21 protein-coding genes are annotated in these 20,532 nt (G+C 38.6%); 17 read left to right on the top strand and 4 right to left on the bottom strand.

Annotated elements, in window-relative coordinates; translation table 11 throughout:
- Positions 1-22: 22 nt before the first annotated feature.
- Entirely contained in the window at positions 23-1,150 is a 1,128-nt protein-coding gene (locus B5Y67_RS11880) for an ATP-binding protein (RefSeq protein ID WP_170932678.1), read from the top strand.
- A 48-nt stretch (positions 1,151-1,198) separates the two neighbouring features.
- Here B5Y67_RS11880 and B5Y67_RS11885 read toward each other — a convergent pair whose 3' ends face one another.
- Positions 1,199-1,687: a hypothetical protein gene (locus tag B5Y67_RS11885; RefSeq protein WP_088226645.1), complete on the bottom strand. Its 489-nt coding sequence runs from the start codon at positions 1,685-1,687 to the stop codon at positions 1,199-1,201.
- Positions 1,688-2,003: 316 nt separating this feature from the next.
- Here B5Y67_RS11885 and B5Y67_RS11890 point away from each other — a divergent pair, with 316 nt between their 5' ends.
- The 7 genes from B5Y67_RS11890 to B5Y67_RS11920 all read left to right on the top strand — a co-directional run bounded on the left by B5Y67_RS11890 (position 2,004) and on the right by B5Y67_RS11920 (position 7,758).
- Positions 2,004-2,390, top strand: a complete 387-nt coding sequence (locus B5Y67_RS11890; protein ID WP_088226646.1) for a MerR family transcriptional regulator — start codon at positions 2,004-2,006, stop codon at positions 2,388-2,390.
- 4 nt (positions 2,391-2,394) lie between these two features.
- Entirely contained in the window at positions 2,395-2,931 is a 537-nt protein-coding gene (locus B5Y67_RS11895) for a flavodoxin family protein (protein ID WP_088226647.1), read from the top strand.
- A gap of 686 nt (positions 2,932-3,617) precedes the next feature.
- Positions 3,618-4,721, top strand: a complete 1,104-nt coding sequence (locus B5Y67_RS11905) for a DUF362 domain-containing protein (RefSeq protein ID WP_088226648.1) — start codon at positions 3,618-3,620, stop codon at positions 4,719-4,721.
- A 301-nt stretch (positions 4,722-5,022) separates the two neighbouring features.
- On the top strand, positions 5,023-6,294 hold the full coding sequence (gene larC, locus B5Y67_RS11910) for a nickel pincer cofactor biosynthesis protein LarC (protein ID WP_088226649.1): 1,272 nt from the start codon (positions 5,023-5,025) through the stop codon (positions 6,292-6,294).
- 35 nt (positions 6,295-6,329) lie between these two features.
- Positions 6,330-7,076, top strand: coding sequence for a nickel pincer cofactor biosynthesis protein LarB (gene larB / locus B5Y67_RS11915; protein ID WP_088226650.1), 747 nt, complete (start codon positions 6,330-6,332; stop codon positions 7,074-7,076).
- Positions 7,077-7,123: 47 nt separating this feature from the next.
- Positions 7,124-7,279 carry a hypothetical protein gene (locus B5Y67_RS25350; RefSeq protein WP_170932671.1) on the top strand — a complete coding sequence of 52 codons (156 nt, stop codon included), beginning with the start codon at positions 7,124-7,126 and terminating at the stop codon, positions 7,277-7,279.
- 74 nt (positions 7,280-7,353) lie between these two features.
- Positions 7,354-7,758 carry a cupin domain-containing protein gene (locus B5Y67_RS11920; RefSeq protein WP_088226651.1) on the top strand — a complete coding sequence of 135 codons (405 nt, stop codon included), beginning with the start codon at positions 7,354-7,356 and terminating at the stop codon, positions 7,756-7,758.
- A 217-nt stretch (positions 7,759-7,975) separates the two neighbouring features.
- Here B5Y67_RS11920 and B5Y67_RS25355 read toward each other — a convergent pair whose 3' ends face one another.
- The gene (locus tag B5Y67_RS25355) at positions 7,976-8,125 is read right to left on the bottom strand and encodes a hypothetical protein (protein ID WP_170932679.1); all 150 of its coding nucleotides are present in this window, start codon (positions 8,123-8,125) and stop codon (positions 7,976-7,978) included.
- A 710-nt stretch (positions 8,126-8,835) separates the two neighbouring features.
- On the opposite strand from B5Y67_RS25355, the gene B5Y67_RS25360 reads away from it, so the two are divergent.
- Positions 8,836-9,009: a hypothetical protein gene (locus tag B5Y67_RS25360; RefSeq protein ID WP_170932680.1), complete on the top strand. Its 174-nt coding sequence runs from the start codon at positions 8,836-8,838 to the stop codon at positions 9,007-9,009.
- 532 nt (positions 9,010-9,541) lie between these two features.
- A complete protein-coding gene (locus tag B5Y67_RS11930) occupies positions 9,542-9,784 on the top strand; it encodes a HAMP domain-containing histidine kinase (RefSeq protein ID WP_088226653.1) in 243 nt (80 codons plus the stop codon).
- A gap of 731 nt (positions 9,785-10,515) precedes the next feature.
- On the opposite strand, the gene B5Y67_RS11940 is transcribed toward B5Y67_RS11930, so the two are convergent.
- Positions 10,516-11,748 carry a malic enzyme-like NAD(P)-binding protein gene (locus B5Y67_RS11940; protein WP_088226655.1) on the bottom strand — a complete coding sequence of 411 codons (1,233 nt, stop codon included), beginning with the start codon at positions 11,746-11,748 and terminating at the stop codon, positions 10,516-10,518.
- 124 nt (positions 11,749-11,872) lie between these two features.
- Positions 11,873-12,757, bottom strand: a complete 885-nt coding sequence (locus B5Y67_RS11945; protein WP_088226656.1) for a CoA ester lyase — start codon at positions 12,755-12,757, stop codon at positions 11,873-11,875.
- A 546-nt stretch (positions 12,758-13,303) separates the two neighbouring features.
- On the opposite strand from B5Y67_RS11945, the gene B5Y67_RS11950 reads away from it, so the two are divergent.
- The 7 genes from B5Y67_RS11950 to kdpA all read left to right on the top strand — a co-directional run bounded on the left by B5Y67_RS11950 (position 13,304) and on the right by kdpA (position 20,511).
- Positions 13,304-14,215, top strand: a complete 912-nt coding sequence (locus B5Y67_RS11950) for a TIM barrel protein (RefSeq protein WP_088226657.1) — start codon at positions 13,304-13,306, stop codon at positions 14,213-14,215.
- Positions 14,216-14,457: 242 nt separating this feature from the next.
- Positions 14,458-15,354 (top strand): LysR family transcriptional regulator, encoded by an 897-nt coding sequence (locus B5Y67_RS11955; protein WP_088226658.1) that lies wholly within the window; start codon positions 14,458-14,460, stop codon positions 15,352-15,354.
- 575 nt (positions 15,355-15,929) lie between these two features.
- Entirely contained in the window at positions 15,930-16,736 is an 807-nt protein-coding gene (locus B5Y67_RS11960; RefSeq protein WP_088226659.1) for a menaquinol oxidoreductase, read from the top strand.
- Positions 16,737-16,796: 60 nt separating this feature from the next.
- Positions 16,797-17,177 carry a sulfate reduction electron transfer complex DsrMKJOP subunit DsrJ gene (gene dsrJ / locus B5Y67_RS11965; protein WP_088226660.1) on the top strand — a complete coding sequence of 127 codons (381 nt, stop codon included), beginning with the start codon at positions 16,797-16,799 and terminating at the stop codon, positions 17,175-17,177.
- A gap of 250 nt (positions 17,178-17,427) precedes the next feature.
- Positions 17,428-17,871, top strand: a complete 444-nt coding sequence (locus B5Y67_RS11970) for a hypothetical protein (protein ID WP_088226661.1) — start codon at positions 17,428-17,430, stop codon at positions 17,869-17,871.
- A 435-nt stretch (positions 17,872-18,306) separates the two neighbouring features.
- Positions 18,307-18,546, top strand: coding sequence for a hypothetical protein (locus B5Y67_RS11975; protein ID WP_088226662.1), 240 nt, complete (start codon positions 18,307-18,309; stop codon positions 18,544-18,546).
- A gap of 267 nt (positions 18,547-18,813) precedes the next feature.
- Positions 18,814-20,511 (top strand): potassium-transporting ATPase subunit KdpA, encoded by a 1,698-nt coding sequence (gene kdpA / locus B5Y67_RS11985; protein WP_088226664.1) that lies wholly within the window; start codon positions 18,814-18,816, stop codon positions 20,509-20,511.
- Positions 20,512-20,532: the final 21 nt, after the last annotated feature.

Below are 20,532 nucleotides of genomic sequence, written 5' to 3' on the forward strand. Positions count from 1 at the left end.
AGTGAATAGGATATCCTTGAGAATGCGCATTACATTGCTTTCCGGTACTATTTTACTGCTTTCTTCCGCTATTCTGACCCTGGGTGCCTCTTATAACGCCCATACACAGTTTAATAACATCAACATCACAATGGGCGGCACACTCACAGCCGTGCCAAGTAAAGTACTCTCAAAGGCAGAAGTATATCCTAGCCTTTCGGCAACCGCGGAGTCCATGATTACTAAACCGGCACTGACTGCAGCCAGGCAACAATTTGATACAACGAATATTTTAATCCTCGCCGTTGTTTCAGTACTAGGTATGGTCATGGTTTATATTATCGCAGGCCGGTCCCTTCATCCGATCCACGAATTAAGCAGGACAATTTCCGCAATCAGTGAAGACAATTTGAGACAGCGCATCCCTGAGGATCAAAGAAATGATGAAGTTGGAATGTTGAGTGGCTCCTTTAACATTATGCTGGATCGACTTGAAAAGTCATTTTTAAGGCAAAAACGTTTTTCTGCTAATGTTGCCCATGAATTAAAGACTCCGCTTGCTACAATCAATGCGGGAATTCAGGTGCTTCATCTTGATAAAAACCCATCCGTTTCCGAATACGAGGAAACACTTGCAACCACAGAGAGGAATGTAAAACGTCTCATGGCTGTAGTAGATGATCTAATGGCCCTTTATGATGAAAATGAAAAGTTGGAGACCGTTCCCATTAACCTGCAGGGTATGTTTGAATCAATTTTAAGTGAACTTCGTCCTCTGTTTGATGATAAGCAAATTAAAACGGAACTTCAATGTGGTCTTAAAACGGTTTTTTATGGGAATCATATTTTACTTTATCGAGCCTGTTTCAATCTGGTGGAAAATGCGGCGAAATACAATAAAGGCTGCGGAAAAATACTGATTGAAACGAAGGCAGATAATAAAGTTGGGCAAATTATCATAACCGATACAGGCAATGGAATTCCAGCAGACGAGCTAGAACAGATTTTTGAACCGTTTTATCGTGTGAACAAATCACGCTCGCGAAAAGAGGGCGGGGCTGGACTTGGATTGTCCATAGTTAAAACAATTATTGAGAAGCATGGATGGGAAATCTCTGTTCACAGTACATTGGGACATGGTTCAGTATTTACAATATCATTATGTTTGTAATCTAAAATGAGACTATGGCCTTTTATTATATTGGCATTAATTTCTGTCTCAGTGACCGCTAGTACTAGTTTTTTCTTCGCTTAATGAAACGATTGATTGGGCGGCAACGACTCCAAATATCGTATTTTGTATAAGTGTTGAGTAATAGCTTATAGAAGTATGATGTTTTATGCTATATAATTTTGCTTTAGCAAATATGTTATATAAAAGGCCCCAAGTTGCTAGTCCATAGCCCCACCCTTTTATTTTAGGGTATTTTTTAGTTGTTTTTAATGTATAGGCTAAAGGTATGCCTAATATCCCACCTGTTATTAGATGTTCGATTTGGCCTAGGAGAAAGTTTTGGGGCTTTTTTGTTTTACGGGCAGGAATAAAAATTGAACCAGCGAAATGACCCCATAGTGCTTCAGATGCATGGATTTTATACAAAAATAGGTTAGCAATGTCCATAGATAAGGTACCTATTAAACCACTTATTGCCCCTAACATTATAGTATCCTCACGACAAGCCATTTTGATTATTTTCCACATTTTCATACAGGTTCTCCTTTCAAGCATAACTTAATGATTTCTTCTTGCCTTTATAGTCTGTTAGAAATAATGAAAATAAACTAAGAAAATAAAGTATTTAATTTAATATTTGCCATAAGCCTTCTAACCTTGTTTTGGCATGTGCATAATGTACTGCCAGCTGTGCTTTTGGGGCTGCCCCCGCTGAATCTAGTATTGCCAAAGACGGTTGTCTGGTCTGTGGTTAACTAAATTTGAAGTTACTAATGTAAAAATGAAGAAATCACTTGACTTGGTGTTAACTCCAGGTGATATGGTTGTAAAGACGAGGAGGTAATCTCATATGACGATTGCAGAAGTAAGTGAAAAATACGATCTTACTCAGGATACACTTCGCTACTATGAACGCATCGGTCTGATTCCTCATGTTAACCGCAATAAAAGCGGTATCAGGGATTATACGGAAGAGGATTGCAAGTGGGTCGAATTTATCAAATGTATGAGAAATGCTGGTCTTCCAATAGAAGCATTAATTGAGTATGTTGCGCTGTTTCAACAGGGAGATGAAACAATTGGGACTAGAAAGGAACTATTAATTGAACAGCGGAAGCAATTAATTAAAAGAATGGAAGATATGCAGAAAACACTGGAACGATTGAATTACAAAATTGAGAGCTATGAACAGTTAGTGGTTAAAAAGGAAAAAGAGCTAAAAAGAGTGGAGGAGTAGATTTATGGCTAAAAAAGTATTGGTGCTATCCGCCAGCCCGAGAAAAGGCGGGAATTCCGATCTGCTTTGCGATCAGTTTATACTTGGTGCAAACGAAGCAGGAAATCAGACCGAAAAGATTTTCTTGCGAGATAAAAAGATTGGCTACTGCACCGGCTGTGAGTCGTGCTATGCCAGCCATAAGTGTGTTCAGAACGATGACATGGCGGAAATATTAGAAAAAATGATTCGTGCAGAAGTTATTGTCATGGCGACACCGGTTTACTTCTATACAATGAACGCTCAGATGAAAACGTTGATTGATAGAACGGTCCCTAAATATCAAGAAATCACTGGCAAGGAGTTCTATTTCATTGTTGCAGCTGCCGACAGCAGTGAGCAGGCCATGGAAAGGACAATTGACGGTTTTCGCGGATTTACGTTATGTCTGAACGGTGCAAAAGAAAAGGGTGTTGCCTACGGTGTTGGCGCATGGCATAAGGGTGACATTAAGGGCAGCGAAGCTATGCAGCAGGCCTTTGAAATGGGGAAGAATGTATAAAAAAAGAATCGCCACTTACTTTATTCGATAAAGACTTTTGGCATTATTCTCATGGCCGTTGAAGAGACTAAATAAATGGTTTTAGAAAGATGAAATAGCCGATTATAAGGTATCTAATGGGGATTGGTATTTCTAAGCACATCCAAATTATTGATAAGAAGTAATCTTATTGAAGGAGTCATTAGGTAATGCCTATAACCGAAACAGCTAATCAAAACTATGAAAAATTGTTTCCAAATCATAAGAACACTACCAATCAGGATACCAGAATGGAGAAAGATTAAAAATCCAAAATGAGATCGTTGGAGCAGAAGTAATTGATAAGATGTATGAAAATTCTCCAGAAAGCCAGATTCATATTCAAAACTATTTATCTGCAAACTGTTTTGGAGATTATTATACAAGAAATGGACTTGATATTAAGACAAGAGAACTGCTTACGTTTTCCATCTGATTGCTATGGGGGGATGCGAACCACAGGCAAAAGGGCATATAATGGCAAACTTAAATGTAGGAAATGATAAACAGCTTTTATTAAAGGTTGTTACAAATCTGCTGCCCTACCTCGGTTATCCAAGAACATTAAGCGCAATCAGTTATTTAAATGAGATGATTCCAGAGAGTAAATAAAAGAGAAGGATAGCAAATGAGTGAAGTAAATGAATGTTATGAGAGGGGTAAAAAAAATGTCCAGTAAAGTATACTTTGTAAATCTGCGGGCAAGATCAGACAAGGAAAATAAAATTAGCAAAATCAGAACTTTATTTGATCGTGCGGGTTTTAACGAGCTCATTCAAAAGGATGATCTCACAGCCATTAAATTACACTTCGGTGAACGCGGCAGTGATGGCTTTATTAGTCCTCTTTATGTGCGTCAAGTGGTGGATAAAATTAAGGAAAAGGGTGCTAAACCCTTTCTAACTGATACTAATACGCTCTACGGCGGAAGTCGGCATAATTCGGTTGATCATTTGCAGACTGCCTTGGAACATGGTTTTGATTATACGGTTACAGGTGCACCAATTATCATAGCTGATGGGCTGCGCAGTGATAATATTACTGAAGTAGAGATTAACCAAAAGCATTTTAAGAACGTAAAGCTGGCTAAAGATATAGTGAATGCTGACAGTGTAATTGTCATGACTCACTTTAAGGGGCATGAGATGGGTGGCTACGGTGGGGCCATAAAAAATCTTGCCATGGGAGGTGCACCATCGGTTGGCAAAAAAGAGCAGCATGGTACCAAGATTATAGTCGATCAAGATAAATGTATTGGCTGTGGTGAATGTAGTGAAGTTTGTCCAGAACAGGCGATCACTGTGAATGAGAAAGCACAAGTTGACTTGGATAAATGTATCGGCTGTGGCGAGTGTCTAACCGTTTGTCCAGTCAAGGCCAATGGAATCGATTGGCAGACAGACTTAGAAGCTTTTCTTGAACGGATGGCTGAATATGGATATGGCTTTGCGAAGGTACATGAAAACCGTATCGGTTATATAAACTTTCTCATAAATATCACTCCTGATTGTGATTGCGCATCTTGGAGCGACGCACCAATTGTTCCTGATATCGGTTTTTTAGCCTCCACTGATCCTGTAGCTCTTGACCAGGCAAGCTATGATCTGGTTAATAAACAGATTGGATTCTCTGGCTCTCTCCTTTCTTGCAATCATGAATCCCGTGCGGATAAGTTCAAAGGTTTGCGTTCCTATATTGACGGTACTATCCAGATGCGACATGGTGAAGAAATCGGTATGGGCAGCCGGGATTATGAATTAATCGTCCTGTAGTTTGTTCTCAATGAACCGATTCCAAGGCCTATCTTAGAATTGTAGGAAGAGGCTAGTCTCAAAATTATTATCCGGAAAATATAAGGTAAAGATTGCCAAAGAACTCCTCAAATTAAACACTAGAAAACTACAGACATATTAGAGTGATATTCTAATATGTCTGTAGTCTGTAACTTTAAAATGGATAAGTAATAAACTTCTTATCCCAGTTGATCCGGTCGGACAATAATAAGAATAGTCGTTAATAGCCTAAAAAAGATGATAGAAAAATGACAATGAAAACTAGTATAGGAGAAGCTCGATGAAAAAAGTTTTATATTATGATTGTTTTTGTGGAATAAGTGGAGATATGAATTTAGGTGCCTTACTGGATTTGGGAGTGGAGGAAGATTACTTAAGACACGAGTTATCTAAACTTAATTTAGAAGCTGAATATGAGTTCCAGGTAAAAAAGGATAATAAAAAAGGAATAACTGGAACTAGGGTGGATGTTTTATTAAAAAATGCAGCACATACTCATCAAAATGAGCACCATCATAATGGCCATCACCATCATGAAGCACCTACCTCCCATGAGTCTGATAATTACCACACCCATCATGTTCATAGAAATTTAAAGGATATTGAAACTATAATCATAAACAGCAGTCTGAATAATAGGGTAAAAAAGTTAAGTTTGGCTATCTTTATGAAGGTTGCAGGGGCTGAGGCAAAGGTTCACGGAAAGCCTTTACATGAGGTGCATTTCCATGAGGTTGGGGCAGTTGACTCTATTGTTGATATTGTTGGGGCTGCAGTGTGCATAGATTACCTGAAGGTTGATAAAATTATGGCCTCGTCAGTTCAAGTGGGCGGAGGTTTTGTCAAATGTGCCCATGGAATTATTCCCGTTCCTGCTCCGGCAACTGTTGAGATTTTAAAGGATATTCCTGTGAAATCCGGCATAGTGCCTTTTGAAACAACGACTCCTACGGGAGCAGCAATACTGGCGGCAAATGTGGCAGTGTTTACAGATCAAATGGACTTTTCAATAGAAAAGATAGGCTACGGGATAGGCCATAGAGAGCTTGAGATCCCAAACGTTTTAAGGATATATCTTGGCTACGAAAATAAAGACGTCACGAGAGAAGATCAATATATATTGGAAACCAATATTGATGATATGAACCCGGAACTCTATGGCTATATTGAAGAAAAACTTTTTGCAGAAGGGGCTTTAGATGTATATAAGACTGCAATTAGTATGAAAAAGGGCAGGGCCGCCACAAAACTTAGTATATTGGTTAATGAGGAAAATGAGAAAAGTGTTCTCGACATAATTTTTCGAGAAACCACTTCCATTGGTGTGAGAAAATATAAGGTCGAAAAAATTATGCTGCCAAGGGATTTCGAAAAGGTTTGCACGCAGTATGGAAATGTAACTATAAAAAATGCTTATTATCAAGGGGAAAAGGTTAAATATAAGCCAGAGTATGAAGACTGCAGAAGAATAGCAATTGAGAAAAATATACCGATTGCCAGGGTATATCGAGAAGTATCTAAAATGATGGAAGGTGGTAATTATGATAAATGATTTAATAGTCACTCTGAAATTCCAAGGAGGAAATAATGAATAAGGCCGATATAAAAAAACTGCTGCTAGATGTGAAGAACGGCGAAATAGAAGTCGAAGCAGCCTTGGAAAAAATCGAAGATTTACCTTATAAGGACTTGGGGTTTGCTAAAATAGATAATCACCGGGAACTAAGGGTAGGATATCCTGAAGTCATCTATTGCGAAGGTAAAACAGTCGAACAAGTAAAAAATATCATCGAATTCATGCTGACTAAGGAAAATAATATATTAGCAACCCGGGCTAACGAGAAGATGTATGAAGCAGTAAAAGCTGTCTGTCCAGAGGCCAAATATAACCCTCTAGGAAGGACAATCACCTTCAGAATGCGTGAAGAAGTGCTCACCGATAGTTATATTGCCATTGTGGCAGCAGGAACTTCTGATATGCCCGTAGTGGAGGAAGCGGCAGAAACAGCAATCCTTCTGGGCAATCGTGTGGAAAAGATTATGGATGTGGGAGTTGCTGGCATTCATAGACTTTTCTCTAAGATAGACATTATTCGAGGGGCAAAGGTAGTTATTGTAGTTGCAGGCATGGAAGGAGCCCTTGCCAGCGTTATCGGAGGACTAGTAGATAAACCCGTCATTGCCGTCCCTACGAGTGTTGGTTATGGGGCAAACTTTGGTGGTCTTGCGGCTTTGTTATCTATGCTGAATAGTTGTGCAAGTGGCATTACAGTCGTTAATATTGATAACGGCTTTGGCGCAGCTTATAGCGCAAGTATAATTAATAAATTATAAGAGAATATGGCAATTTACCTTTGTCTACTAATGATTGGAGAGTGATTATGGGAAGCATGATTAAAAGAATTCTAAACATTGGAGCGCCTTTTGGCTTCGAAAATGGAAGTCTTGGAAGACTGATTGTATTAAGCGTTGTCTCAATGTTTGAAACCGCATCAATTGCAGCTAATTCGCGCAGGGTGGCTCTGAACTACAACTGACTTCACACGCCGTTGCCCTATATCAATGAAGCAACGGCATAAGTTAAATAACAGAATTTGAGGAGTTGATTCTAATGAACAAGCAAGAAAATCCTAGTGTATTCCCAATGGGGAACGAACTGCCGGAAATGTTCAGTAAATTTTTTATCGGGCAGGCATATTTACAGCCGCTGACTGACAAAGGCGGCCCGATTGCGAATGTCACCTTTGAACCTGGATGCCGGAACAACTGGCACATTCATCATAAAGGCGGACAAATTCTCCTTGTAACCGGCGGTAAAGGCTGGTATCAGGCGTGGGGCGAACCAGTTCGGGAACTGAATCCAGGCGATGTGGTAAACATACTTCCTGAGGTAAAACACTGGCACGGGGCGGCAAAGGACATCTGGTTTTCCCATCTGGCCGTCGAAGTTCCGGCAGAGGGAGCTTCCAACGAATGGCTGGAAGCTGTAAATGATGAAGAATACAACAAACTTTAATGACTGACGGAAGAAACCTGTATTATCGGTTAACTTATCTGCAGTTATACTATCTTTCTGGCTTAATCAATCGACTGTAACGCGATACTTGATTTTTGGAATATTATTGGAGATATTTCAGCTTCATTAGAATTAAGTTTTTATGGCATTAAAAATATATTGATCTTTAGTAAGATGTTACGGGGTCGTAGAAGACCCCGTTTAATATCTGATTTTTCTAGAAGATTACGCCAAGTGCAATAAGAATCAAAATAGCAATGGCAATAATGCCTGCACCTAAGCATGAGCCACCCATACCATAACCTGATCCGCCGTAACCCATGCCATAGCCCATACCCATACCCATACCATAACCCATTCCGTACATCAATTTTCCTCCTTCCTTAATTAAAATACGATACCCATTGCAATAAGCAGAAGAATAATTACTACGACAATACCAATACCAGCTCCCCATCCGAAGCCACCAGCAGCTCCATCTACACCACCGAATGCCATGTGCATTTCCTCCTTTATTAAGAGATAGTACATATTATGCACAAGCATTAGCGCATGGAACAATATGGTAACTTTTAAAGTGTCTTTTTTTAGAACAAGTAATGTAATATTTATTTACTCTCTGTAATCTTGCTTGGAAATCGAACGTAATGAACCGGACTTTTCTCTGGCAAATTATACTGGCTCAGTTGGTACTCCGTTCATAGTACGATTTCCCTACGTTAGAAAAAAATTGAGATGAAAGAAAGAAAAATTAATCGCTATGCTTTTGCTCTTTCAAAGTGGATAGGTTTTTATCGCTTTTTATTGTGTCTTAATATATCATTTTTTGAACTCCGAGCGTTAAAGCTAGTAACATGTCTTCTAGATTACCATATTATGTATTACATAGATCAAGATGGAAAAATACTATTAAGGTAAGGGAGGATATGTAATAAGCATTCGGAGGAGCAGGTGTAGATGTTTGTGTCCCTAACTTCATACTGGGTATTGGAATTGTAGTTGTTATCATTCTTCTGCTTATAGTTATGGGCATTGTATTTTAATCTATAATCATATTTTTGCAAAGGAGGATATACTATGTTCGGATACGGAGTAGGTCATTACCCCAATATTTCCCCGGTGGGTGCACCACCACACATCGGACCTGTTACAACCTGTTGTAGACCTTTGCCAGTTGTTCCTGTCTGCACAGGCGTAGGCATTATTTTTATCGCAGTTCTTATTTTAGTTGCCTTAGGAGTTATTTTCTAGCTTAATTAGTAAAATATAAATAATAACTACAGTATAAAAGGAGGGATTCCTATGTGGTGGGGCCGCGGATGGGGGTTCGGCTTTGGTTGGCCTTTCTTTGGTTTTGGATTTTTCCCCTGGTGGTGGTAATAAAATTTCTTCGACGCTTTATTGTTCTTATCACTAAAGAAAGAACCGTGCTTTTCGGAGCACGGTTTTGCAACATGTATTTTGGCCAAATTTATAAAGTCATATTATCCAATGGATTATATTTTTGAAACTGCTCCAGCTTTTCATCAGTTGACCAATAAAGGTATTTTTCAAATGTTGTAATAGTTAGATGTCCCAATTGCTCCCGTAGTGAAGCCGTGAAGTTAAAAGACCTATTCTATTGAAGAACGTTTTCAAAAAGCGTCTTACCTTGCTAAAATCGGTAATAGTCGCTTTTGCATTTGGCTAAAAAAGATGTGTAATATTAACATTAATATTACTAAAAGCGTATTTGGAATTAAATTTAACCTCTGCAACCACAGAGAGGAATGTAAAACGTCTCATGGCTGTAGTAGATGATCTAATGGCCCTTTATGATGAAAATGAAAAGTTGGAGACCGTTCCCATTAACCTGCAGGGCATGTTTGAATCAATTTTAAGTGAACTTCGTCCTCTGTTTGATGATAAGCAAATTAAAACGGAACTTCAATGTGGTCTTAAAACGGTTTTTTATGGGAATCATGTTTTACTTTATCGAGCCTGTTTCAATCTGGTGGAAAATGCGGCGAAATACAATAAAGGCTGAGGAAAAATACTGATTGAAACGAAGGCAGATGATAAAGTTGGGCAAATTATCATAACCGATACAGGCAATGGAATTCCAGCAGACGAGCTAGAACAGATTTTTGAACCGTTTTATCGTGTGAACAAATCACGCTCGCGAAAAGAGGGCGGGGCTGGACTTGGATTGTCCATAGTTAAAACAATTATCGAGAAGCATGGATGGGAAATCTCTGTTCACAGTACATTGGGACATGGTTCAGTATTTACAATATCATTAAGCCTGTAATTTAAAATGATACTATGGCCTTTTATTATATTGGCATTAATTTCTGTCTCAGTGACCGCTAGTATTTATAACAGACATTATCAATCCTACCAATCTATAAAGAATTATTGTATAGAGTTCTTGGAAAGAATGAAAGACAAGACTTTTATAACAATGATCAGGGTAAGAAAGTTACCTTTCTCCAGATGACCGGAGAATCATTTATAATGTTGAAGGTGGGGGAACTTAACGTACTTCCATTATTGTGTCTTCCCAGAAAAAAAGTGAGATTCAATTCTGCTAAAGATCTATTAGGTTACTTCATATGGGGATTATTTAAGCTATAAAAAATCACTCCGTTAAAAAGGCTGAAGCCCTTGGTATAAAAGGGTCTTCAGCCTTTTTTCTTCCTAGTCCGGATTGTTTCTTTAACTCAATTCACTTTAATAAATCCTTCTAGTTTAACAGTGAAAAATATTGTTAAATCATTAACAATGTTTAGCAAGTAAGTCGCGTAAACTTTGGGCTACTAATTCAGGATCTACTTTCTTATTAGCAACGCCGCTCTCAATAGCTGCTTTTGCGACAGCAGCCGCAACTGTAGGGGAAACTCTATTATCAAAAGCTTTGGGGATTATATAGTCAGCGCTAAGTTCCGAGGGACTGACCAGAGAAGCAATTGCTTCCGCCGCCGCTATTTTCATTGCTCCATTAATCTCTCTTGCTTCACAGTCAAAAGCACCACGGAAAATGCCTGGAAAAGCTAGAATGTTGTTGATTTGATTTGGAAAGTCTGAACGGCCTGTGCCAACCACCGCTGCGCCAGCTTTGATTGCTTCTTCCGGCCAAATTTCAGGGATAGGATTTGCCTGAGCAAAAATGATGGGCTCTTTTGCCATTGATTTAATCATCTCAGGAGTCACGGTATTTCCCACAGAGATTCCGATAAAAACATCAGCCCCTTTCAGAGCATCTGCGAGACTTCCTTTGATCATGGCGCGATTTGTTTTCCTAGCGATTTCTTCTTTGTATTTATTCATTCCAACAGGACGTCCTTCATAAATTGCTCCTTTGGAATCGCACATGATCACGTTTTGCAGGCCACAATCCATTAATAGTTTGACTATAGCAATACCGGCAGCACCTGCACCGCTTGTAACTATAGTAACGTTTTTTAGATCTTTGCTGACTATCTTCAAGGCGTTTATTATAGCAGCCAAAGTTACAATTGCTGTGCCGTGTTGATCATCATGGAAAACAGGACCTGCATATATTTGCTTTAGTTTTTCTTCAATTTCAAAACACTCAGGGGCTTTGATATCTTCTAGGTTGATACCGCCAAAGGTAGGCTCCAGTAATTTAACGAATTCTACTATTTTATCCGTATCTTTTGTATTAATACAGATTGGAAATGAATCTACACCTGCAAAATGTTTAAATAGCAGGGATTTCCCTTCCATCACAGGCATAGCAGCCCGTGGACCTATGTCACCTAGTCCAAGAACAGCCGTTCCATTGGACACCACAGCCACGCAGTTGGCTCTGTTAGTATATACATTCACCAAGTCCGGCTTACTTGCAATTTCCAGACAAGGCTCAGCAACTCCTGGAGAATAAGCAAGACTTAAATCGTTTTGATCACGACAGGGAACCTTAATAGACAGTTCTATTTTTCCATGATTACTAGTGTGAAGATTTAAAGCATCATCCCTCAACGACATTATCAACACCATCTTTCCGTATGTTGTAGGCTGTAAAATATCGAAAATCAGACGAGTCATATATTCAGGGGAAGATCTAAATTTTATGGAAATTTATCAACTGCATAATGATGTATCTACTATTTTAGGACCTTAATTTTTCATTGATCTCTGCTTGGGCTTTAAGAATATCCACCGCATTAAGATAAACTGGCGTGTCAACCATCTTGTTATTGTATGAAACAGCCGCTTTACCCTTAGCAATAGCCTCTTCTTCAAAGACTTTAACGATATTTTTAGCCCATTCGACATCTAATGGATCAGGTGAGTATAGACGGTTAGAAGGTTTGACTAAATTGGGATGAACAATCATACGGCCTTTGTACCCCATCTGACGCCCTTCAGCAACATTACGTTCGTATGCAGGAATGTCCAAATAGGAAAGAAATGGTGCGTCAATAGCTAGTATGCGAGCTGCTTTGGCTGCTATAGCCAGATATCCCCGGGCAAATTGCTGCTCAACAGCTTCTGAAGTCAGCTTTACTTCCATATCCCGAGTATAATCAACCGCTCCGAAAATAGCAGCGACTACACGAGGACTGGCAGCACAAGATTCATATGCCTTTACGATACCTAGAGCAGTTTCAATCAGCAGGCAAATTTTTACACTCCCAATTTCAAGGCCGCGATCGCGTTCCAGTTCTTCTAATCTCCAGTCAAGACGCTGTACATCAGAAGCACAACCAACTTTTGTAAGGTTAATACCATTGAGTCCTTTACAAACAACAGCCTCTAAATCATCGTTGGTCATATTGGTTTCCCAGCTATTGACACGGACCCAAGCTTCTGAACTGCTTGAACTAAGAATTCCTATATTTTCACGAACCATTTGGCGCGCCTTTGCTTTCTCTGCAGGTGGAACTAAATCTTCTAAATCTAAAACGATAACATCTGCATGAAAGGTTAAAGCTTCATCCAAAGCATTCTTATCGTTACCAGGAACATATAACATTGATCTCATAACTGTCATACCGTATTCCCCCTCATATAATAGAATCTCACAAGCGCTTGTGCTGCCTTCATTGTAGATTCCTTTTATAAATAAGTAAAATATCTATTAAGAATACAGTGTATTTGGACAGTAAATAGATGTTTGATTTGTTTAAATAATAAACAGGACCATGTTGGTGCTTGGAAATTATATTTTTACTTCTATTCATAAAATGAATACGCCTTATTCAATATAAATATTTTACTGTAACTTAAAAGATGCTTATTATCTTAAATAGAAGCGTGCAGAAAATAAATAATTTAAGGAGGATAAATAATTGTAATAAAATAATTGAAATAAATTAATTGAAATCGATTTGGTTTAATTAGAATAAAGATAATGCTAACTTCATGGCTTGCAGGGAATACAGTTCAAGTTTTTCCAGCTTTTGAAGGTATTCTTTACCAACAATTCAGTGATGTTAAAGCCCTATTAAGCATAAAGGGATTAAAGTTGGGTTCGCTTTGGTAGAGGCCTCAGCAGAAGAAACATAGATCTTAAAGAATCTCGTGGAGGTTGTTTTTCATGAATGAATCGATCCGAAAGTATATGAAAGTAGGATTAGTCCATTTTATGGCATACCCGTATACGGAAAATGGAAATGGACCGATTTTAGAGACGTTGAAAAAACTTGCCCTGGATGACTACTTTGAAGTAGTTGAGATAACGTGGATAAAAGATTTGGAAATCAGAAAAAAGGCTAAAAAAATTATTGAAACATCGCATATGGAGCTCACCTATGCGGGTATGCCGAGATTGCTCACCACCAAGCAGAATATTAATAGTCTCTATGAAGAAGAACGCCTATTGGCAGTATCTAACTTGAAAGAGGGAATTGACGAAGCTTATGAGATGGGAGCTCTTGATTTTGCTTTTCTAAGTGGTAAATATTCTATAGAGAAAAAAGAAGAAGCCTATCGTACGTTAGTTAATTCGACCAAAGAATTGTGTACTTATGCAAAATCTAAAGGGAACATGAAAGTCGCTCTAGAGGTTTTTGACTATGACGTTGACAAATGTTCAATTATCGGTCCAGTCGAGTTAACCAAAAGATATGTAGAGGAAATTTGTAAAGAATACGATAATTTTGGTTTAATGGTTGATTTGAGCCATTTACCTCAACTTCGAGAAACTGTGGGAGAATCTCTTATTCCTGTCAAGGACTATATAATCCATGCTCACATAGGCAATACCGTTATTAAAGATAAGTTATGTCCAGCCTATGGTGACACACATCCGAGGTTTGGTTTTCCTGACAGTGAAAATGACGTTGAAGAAATTGCAGCCTATCTCAAAGTACTCTTATCGATAGGCTATTTGAACAAAAAAAATCGCCCTGTCGTAAGCCTTGAAGTCAAGCCGTATGGGGAGGAAGATCCGGACTTGATCATTGCAAATGCTAAAAGAGCACTGAATCTTGCTTGGGATCAAGTGTGAAATTTAAAGTACTTCTTAATGCTAGTTATTTGATATTCAAATTCGATATCTAAATACTAATTTGAACAAAGATGATAGAGGGGGGAGATAAATTTTCTTTATGCAGAATACAGACAATGAAGATTTTTTTACTAAAACCATGCACATAGAAGGTAAACTATTCATGGAAAATTCATATGACTCAAAGTTGATCAGAATAGGTTAAGCAAATCGTGAGTTGTCGCTGAAAGGTGGCGCAAAAAGTGGAAATAAGACATTTAGAGTATTTTCTTGAAGTTTCACGCCACAAAAGTTTCAGTAAAGTTGCTGAAATTACTCATACTTCTCAACCTACTATAAGCAGGGCAATAAAAGACTTAGAGACCGAATTGGGGAAAACTTTATTTTATCGTAACTCTAAATATGTTAGATTGACTGATGCTGGGGAAATTGTTCTCGAACAGGCTCAACAAATAATAGATTCTTTTAAGAATATTAATGTCCAATTAGAGGGTCTTACTAAAACTCATACAGGGAAAATTCTTATTGGATTACCACCAATAACTGCAGTTACCTCATTTTCTTACTTGCTCGGCGCTTTTAAAAGTAAATATCCTAAAATTCAAATTCAATTATTTGAATATGGTCCCAAAAAGATTGAAGCCTCTCTTCAAAATGGCTTACTGGACATTGGGATATTTACTCCAGATAATGATGATCAGTACGAGTGGGTTTGGTTCGAACAAGATCCGCTTAACGTTATTATGCATCCTACACATAGGCTAGCTCAACAGAGGAGTATCGATTACTTGGATTTTTATGGCGAAAATCTAATTTTATACAATAGCGAATATAAACTCCATGACTCTATTATAGATGGATGCAAACAGGTTGGAATTAACCCGGAAATTGCTTTTGAAACTTCACAGCGAGAGTTAATGACCCAAATGGTTGCAGCTAATCTTGGCTTAGCACTATTACCCAACAAGATATGTAAGGATCTTGATCCCGAAATCATAGCTAGCCGTCCATTTTCTAATTCCCAATTACGCTTAGAATTAGCATTGGTATGGAAAAAGGATCGGTATCTTCCACAAGCAGCTCACGAATTTCTGGAATTTTCAAAGAAAGAATTTTCAGAGGCAAGGGGTAGCTCCTGAGGTGACGCTTTGTCGATGTAAATCATATTTCGTTCGTTAATTTATTATGGAATAAACTCGAATTCTTCGAGTTTCAACGAAGTTTTAATCGAGCCTTTTCTTCTTAATAATCCAGATAACCATTTAAGTTGCACTCCAACAGAATGAACAACAACTTATTTCGGCAGGCAAGCAAATTTCTGCCCAAGAGGGGTGCTTTGCTTGGCATTATAGTATCAATCCCTTCCTGCAGGATAATATTGAAAAGAGTAGATGTAGCGGCTTTTGTCAAATTAATAGGCCTGAAATTTTAAGCTTAATAATATAGCCACATCACATAATGTAAAAACCATGGATAACAAATTATGATCCATGGTTTTTACATTATGATGAGGGGATTTCTTTGGCAAAATTCAAAGTTTTGGACTTGGAAACTAAGACGAATAGGACAACTGATTGAGGGCAAACTTTAATAATCTTATCTTATCTTTAATCTAAAAAAGATAAGATAAGATTATTTGTTTTAAAAAAAGAAGGTAGGTAAGTCCTGAGTATTGGGCTAATCGAGTTTGTAAAACAAGTGAGGCGTTAATAAAATGAAATTTTTGTCTTCATTATTGGTTGTTTTGGCTTTGACTCTTATTGCTTGGTTTGGGGTAGGAGTTCTTAAGCTTTATGCTGTATTTGGAATCGGTATACCCTACTTAGCTTTAATCATTTTCGCGATCGGCTTTATAAATCGCCTATTAAAATTAGAACAAAATAATCCCGAAAATTCGCCGGGGACTAAAAAGTTGACGGCAAGAAGACTATTAGAATTACTGTTCTTCCGCTCATTCTTCGGAAACGTAAAAATGAAAAAGCAAGAATCGAAAGAAGAGTCAGGGTCTTCAAACTGGTTTTGGGCAGGTGTCTACATCTTTTTTGGGTCTCTGCTTATTATTTTAATACGGCATTTGCGGTTGTTTCTAAATCCTGTACCCTCGTTTATTCAAGGCTTGGAGACTATAGATAGTTTCCTTACAATTGGTTTTCCTCACAATGTAATTTATATTACTGACATCGTGTTTATGGTGACTTTAACGGTTATCATATTACGCAGTATTTATACTTCATTTACGAAGAATGCCTCTGTGTCTTTCAGCTATGTCCCTTTATTTCTGCTTCTCGGGAGTGTTTTGTCGGGAATTATTATGGTCTATTTTTGGCGAGTGGACATAGTGAGTGTGAAGGAATTAGGCATTGGCCTAGTTACTTTCAGACCTTTTATCCCAACGAACGTAGGCAGTATTTTATTTATTCATATATTCCTTGTCAGCAGCCTTTTGGTTTATCTGGCCATGTCATCGAGAAAACCGATGTATCAATGGAGTGCATCCGAAAATGAAGCGAATATCGGCTAAGACCTCCGGAAAGATAGAGTGTAAGATTAAAGGTCGAGTTCTTGAAAGGGAGTACTGAGTATGATTTATAGTAAAAAAATCTACCTAGGAATATTGATATTTATAATCTTGCTCATTTCGCCATTTCTTGCTAGTTTAGGGAAGGCAAATGTTCCACCTGTTCCATCGCTAGATACACCGGTTATTAACGCAATGACGGTCAAGCAGTGCGTTGAGCCAACAGAGTATATGAAAGACTATCATATGCAATTATTGTATAAGTGGCGAGACGAGTATGTGCGAGAGGGTAACACTATATATGTTAACAGTCGTGGTCAGAAATACACGATTAGTTTTGAAAAAACCTGTCTGAAGTGTCATTCTAACGAAGAGCAGTTTTGTCAGAGATGTCATACATATGCTGGAGTGAAGCTTTACTGCTGGGAATGCCATCAGAAATGATCCGGACGATGGAAGGTCTATTCATGACGTTATTGCCGTTTCCGATAAAGCCTTACAAAGGCTAAACTGAGCGGTAAGAATTGCACAATAGCCAGTTAATGGTATGATGAATACTTTTCACCAATGGGCCCGTTATTCACGAGAAATTCATAACTTTTTCATGAGATAGTCGTATCCAAAAGCTAAACTAGAAACATAGAAAAGAAAAACAGTTGAAACAAACGAAGATTTACTATAGGGGGATTAAACCATGAAAAAATTAACTAAGAAAATTACAGCTATCGTAGGAACCGCAACATTGGCTGTAGGACTTATGGCATTACCTGCTTTGGCGGGGACGGCTCAGGGACAGGACAATGGATGGTTTGGCCAAATGCAAAATTTTATGCAGCAAACCTTTACCCCAGCTCAGCATCAGGCCTTAATGAACTCATCAGGAATGCAAAATCTCCATAATTCAGCTGCAATGCAAAAAGCCATGGAAACAGGAGATGTTAGTACAATGCAAGGTCTGATGAATTCAGACCCAGCTGTTAAGGCTCAAATAGGGCAAGATAATCTTAACAAAATGAATCAATTTATGAGCCAAGCTCAAGGAAATAGGATGAGCGGAAGTGGTGCTGCTAGTTCGGGTAAGACAATGATGAACGGAATTGGAGGATCCAATACCGGAAGTACTATGATGAATTTCTAATTAAAGCGATGACAGTTTGACGACAGTTAAATTTAAGTAAATAACCTTAGTCTGAATCATCTAAATAATATTGTTACGTTTGAAAAGAGTGCGAGGACATGGTTGGCAGTCAAAATGCTGATCTTCCATATAGAAGAAGATGCATCAGCTGGTCCTGTAAAATTATCAACACTTTTATTAGGCGATTTTAAACAGTTATAAAATAGATTCCAATAAATTTACTGTTAAATAGTTCCACTGCAATAAACAGGAGGCCGCTCGGCCTCCTGTTTATTGCTTTTACGGAATTTTTACTTTGAATTTACGAACTAATTATTAACCCTAAATAGAAACTTTATGGATTTAAGAGGTATGATTATGCCGATTTAATAAAAGGTCTTGTACAACATGCAAAGACACTAGTTGCGGTCAAGTTTACTTGAGAGGAGATGCGAAATGTTAGATGATTTAGCTTTATGCATTGTTTTAGGATTATTGGCGGCATTTTCGTTTATCATTTTCGAAAGAGCTAGGTTAATGACCGGAAGGAAAATGCTCACAGAAAAACTGATAGATTTTCTGGAAAAAGTATATCAACGTACAGACCCCCAAAATAAAATTAAAAAGGATGTACAAATTTATCAATTGACTGAAAGAGCTTTTGTAACAAAGGTTTATTTTGATGACAAAAAGTAATTAACAGAATTACTAGCAAAATTTTTACGTTTTTTTTACGCTGAAGAAGCGATTATTTACACCTTTTTTATAGCAAAATAACTTATCATATGGTTTATCAGAAAAGGAGGGCTACGGATGTTAGACCTAATATTGGGTGGGATAGTTACGATAGGCCTTTTGGGTTATTTGAGCTACGCACTAATTAATGCCGAAAAAATCTAGATTTTATGCGAAGTTTAAACCCAATGGAAGTACTTCATTACTAATAAAATGGAGGATCACTTGATGAGCACGATGGATATTGTACAAATATTACTTTATGTTGTCATTCTGACATTTTTGGCGGTTCCCTTGGGGAGATATATGGCCAGAGTATTTAGTGGAGAGAAAACTTGGACTGACCCACTATTTCGGCCACTTGAAAGACTAATATATCGTTTAACAGGTACCGATGAACAGACTGAAACGGGGTGGAAACAATATGCCGGGGCACTCCTTATCTTTAACTTTTGCGGATTTATAGTCCTATTTTTTCTTCAACTATTACAAAAGTATCTGCCTCTCAATCCTCAAGGCTTTGGTGCAGTTTCCCCGGACCTGGCTTTTAACACGGCAGCTAGTTTTGTAACAAATACAAACTGGCAAGCCTACGCCGGCGAATCAACCATGAGTTATTTAGTGCAAATGGCCGGGTTAACCGTACAAAATTTTGTTTCTGCCGCAACAGGAATAGTTGTCGTCGTTGCTCTTACAAGAGGGTTAGCCCGAAAAAGTGCTTCAACCATCGGCAACTTCTGGGTAGACCTAACTCGCAGTATCTTATGGGTCTTACTTCCCTTGTCAATCATTGGGGCACTTGTTTTAACTCAACAAGGTGTCATACAAAATTTCAGCACCTATTTACACCTTACAACCCTTGATGGCGGAAAACAAACACTGGCCATGGGCCCGGTTGCTTCTCAAGAGGCCATTAAAATGTTTGGAACAAATGGCGGAGGCTTTTTCAATGCTAACTCGACTCATCCTTTCGAGAACCCTACTCCAATAACCAACTTTTTAGAAATGCTCTTTATTTTGCTTATTCCAGCTGCTTTACCCTTTACCTTCGGGCGGATGGTAGGTAATCCCAAGCAAGGAAGGGTCATCTTTGTCACAATGCTTATATTATTCCTCATTTTTGTGGGGGCTGCCTATTCCAGTGAAATCTATGGCAACCCCAATGTGACAGCCCTAGGAATCAGCGGTCCATCAGCAATGGAAGGAAAAGAAGTACGTTTCGGCATTGCGAATTCAGCGCTCTTTGCCACAATTACAACGGCGGCTTCTTGCGGAGCAGTTAACGCGATGCATGATAGTTTAACGCCACTGGGCGGTATGATACCAATGTTACAAATGATGTTGGGGGAGGTTGTTTTTGGCGGAGTCGGTGCAGGACTCTACGGCATGCTTATTTTTGTCATTCTGACAGTCTTTATTGTGGGCTTAATGGTTGGCCGTACCCCGGAGTATTTGGGCAAAAAAATTGAATCTTGGGAAATAAAAATGGCAACCATTGCGATCTTAGTACCGGCTGTAACGATTCTGATTGGAAGTGCTCTGGCGAGCGTTACCAAAGCCGGGACCTCGTCAATTTTAAATTCCGGTCCTCATGGCTTAAGTGAAATTCTTTATGCGTTTACATCTGCTGGTGCGAATAACGGGAGTGCTTTTGCAGGCTTAAATGCGAATACACCATTTTATAACATTGCCCTGGGGATAGCTATTCTTCTCGGACGTTTTGGGATCATACTTCCGGTACTGGCCATCGCAGGCGGTATGGTCAAAAAGAAGGCTGTTCCTGAAGGACCCGGTACGTTCCAGACAACAGGAATTCTTTTTGGAGCGTTACTTGCCGGGATCGTCATTATTGTCAGTGCCTTAACCTTCTTCCCGGCACTTGCTTTAGGTCCTATTGTTGAGCATTTAATTATGATCGGAAAATAATCTTTATTGTAACTTGGAGGC

This window comes from Desulfosporosinus sp. FKB, assembly GCF_002196705.1.
In the GTDB taxonomy this organism is placed as follows: Bacteria; Bacillota; Desulfitobacteriia; order Desulfitobacteriales; family Desulfitobacteriaceae; genus Desulfosporosinus.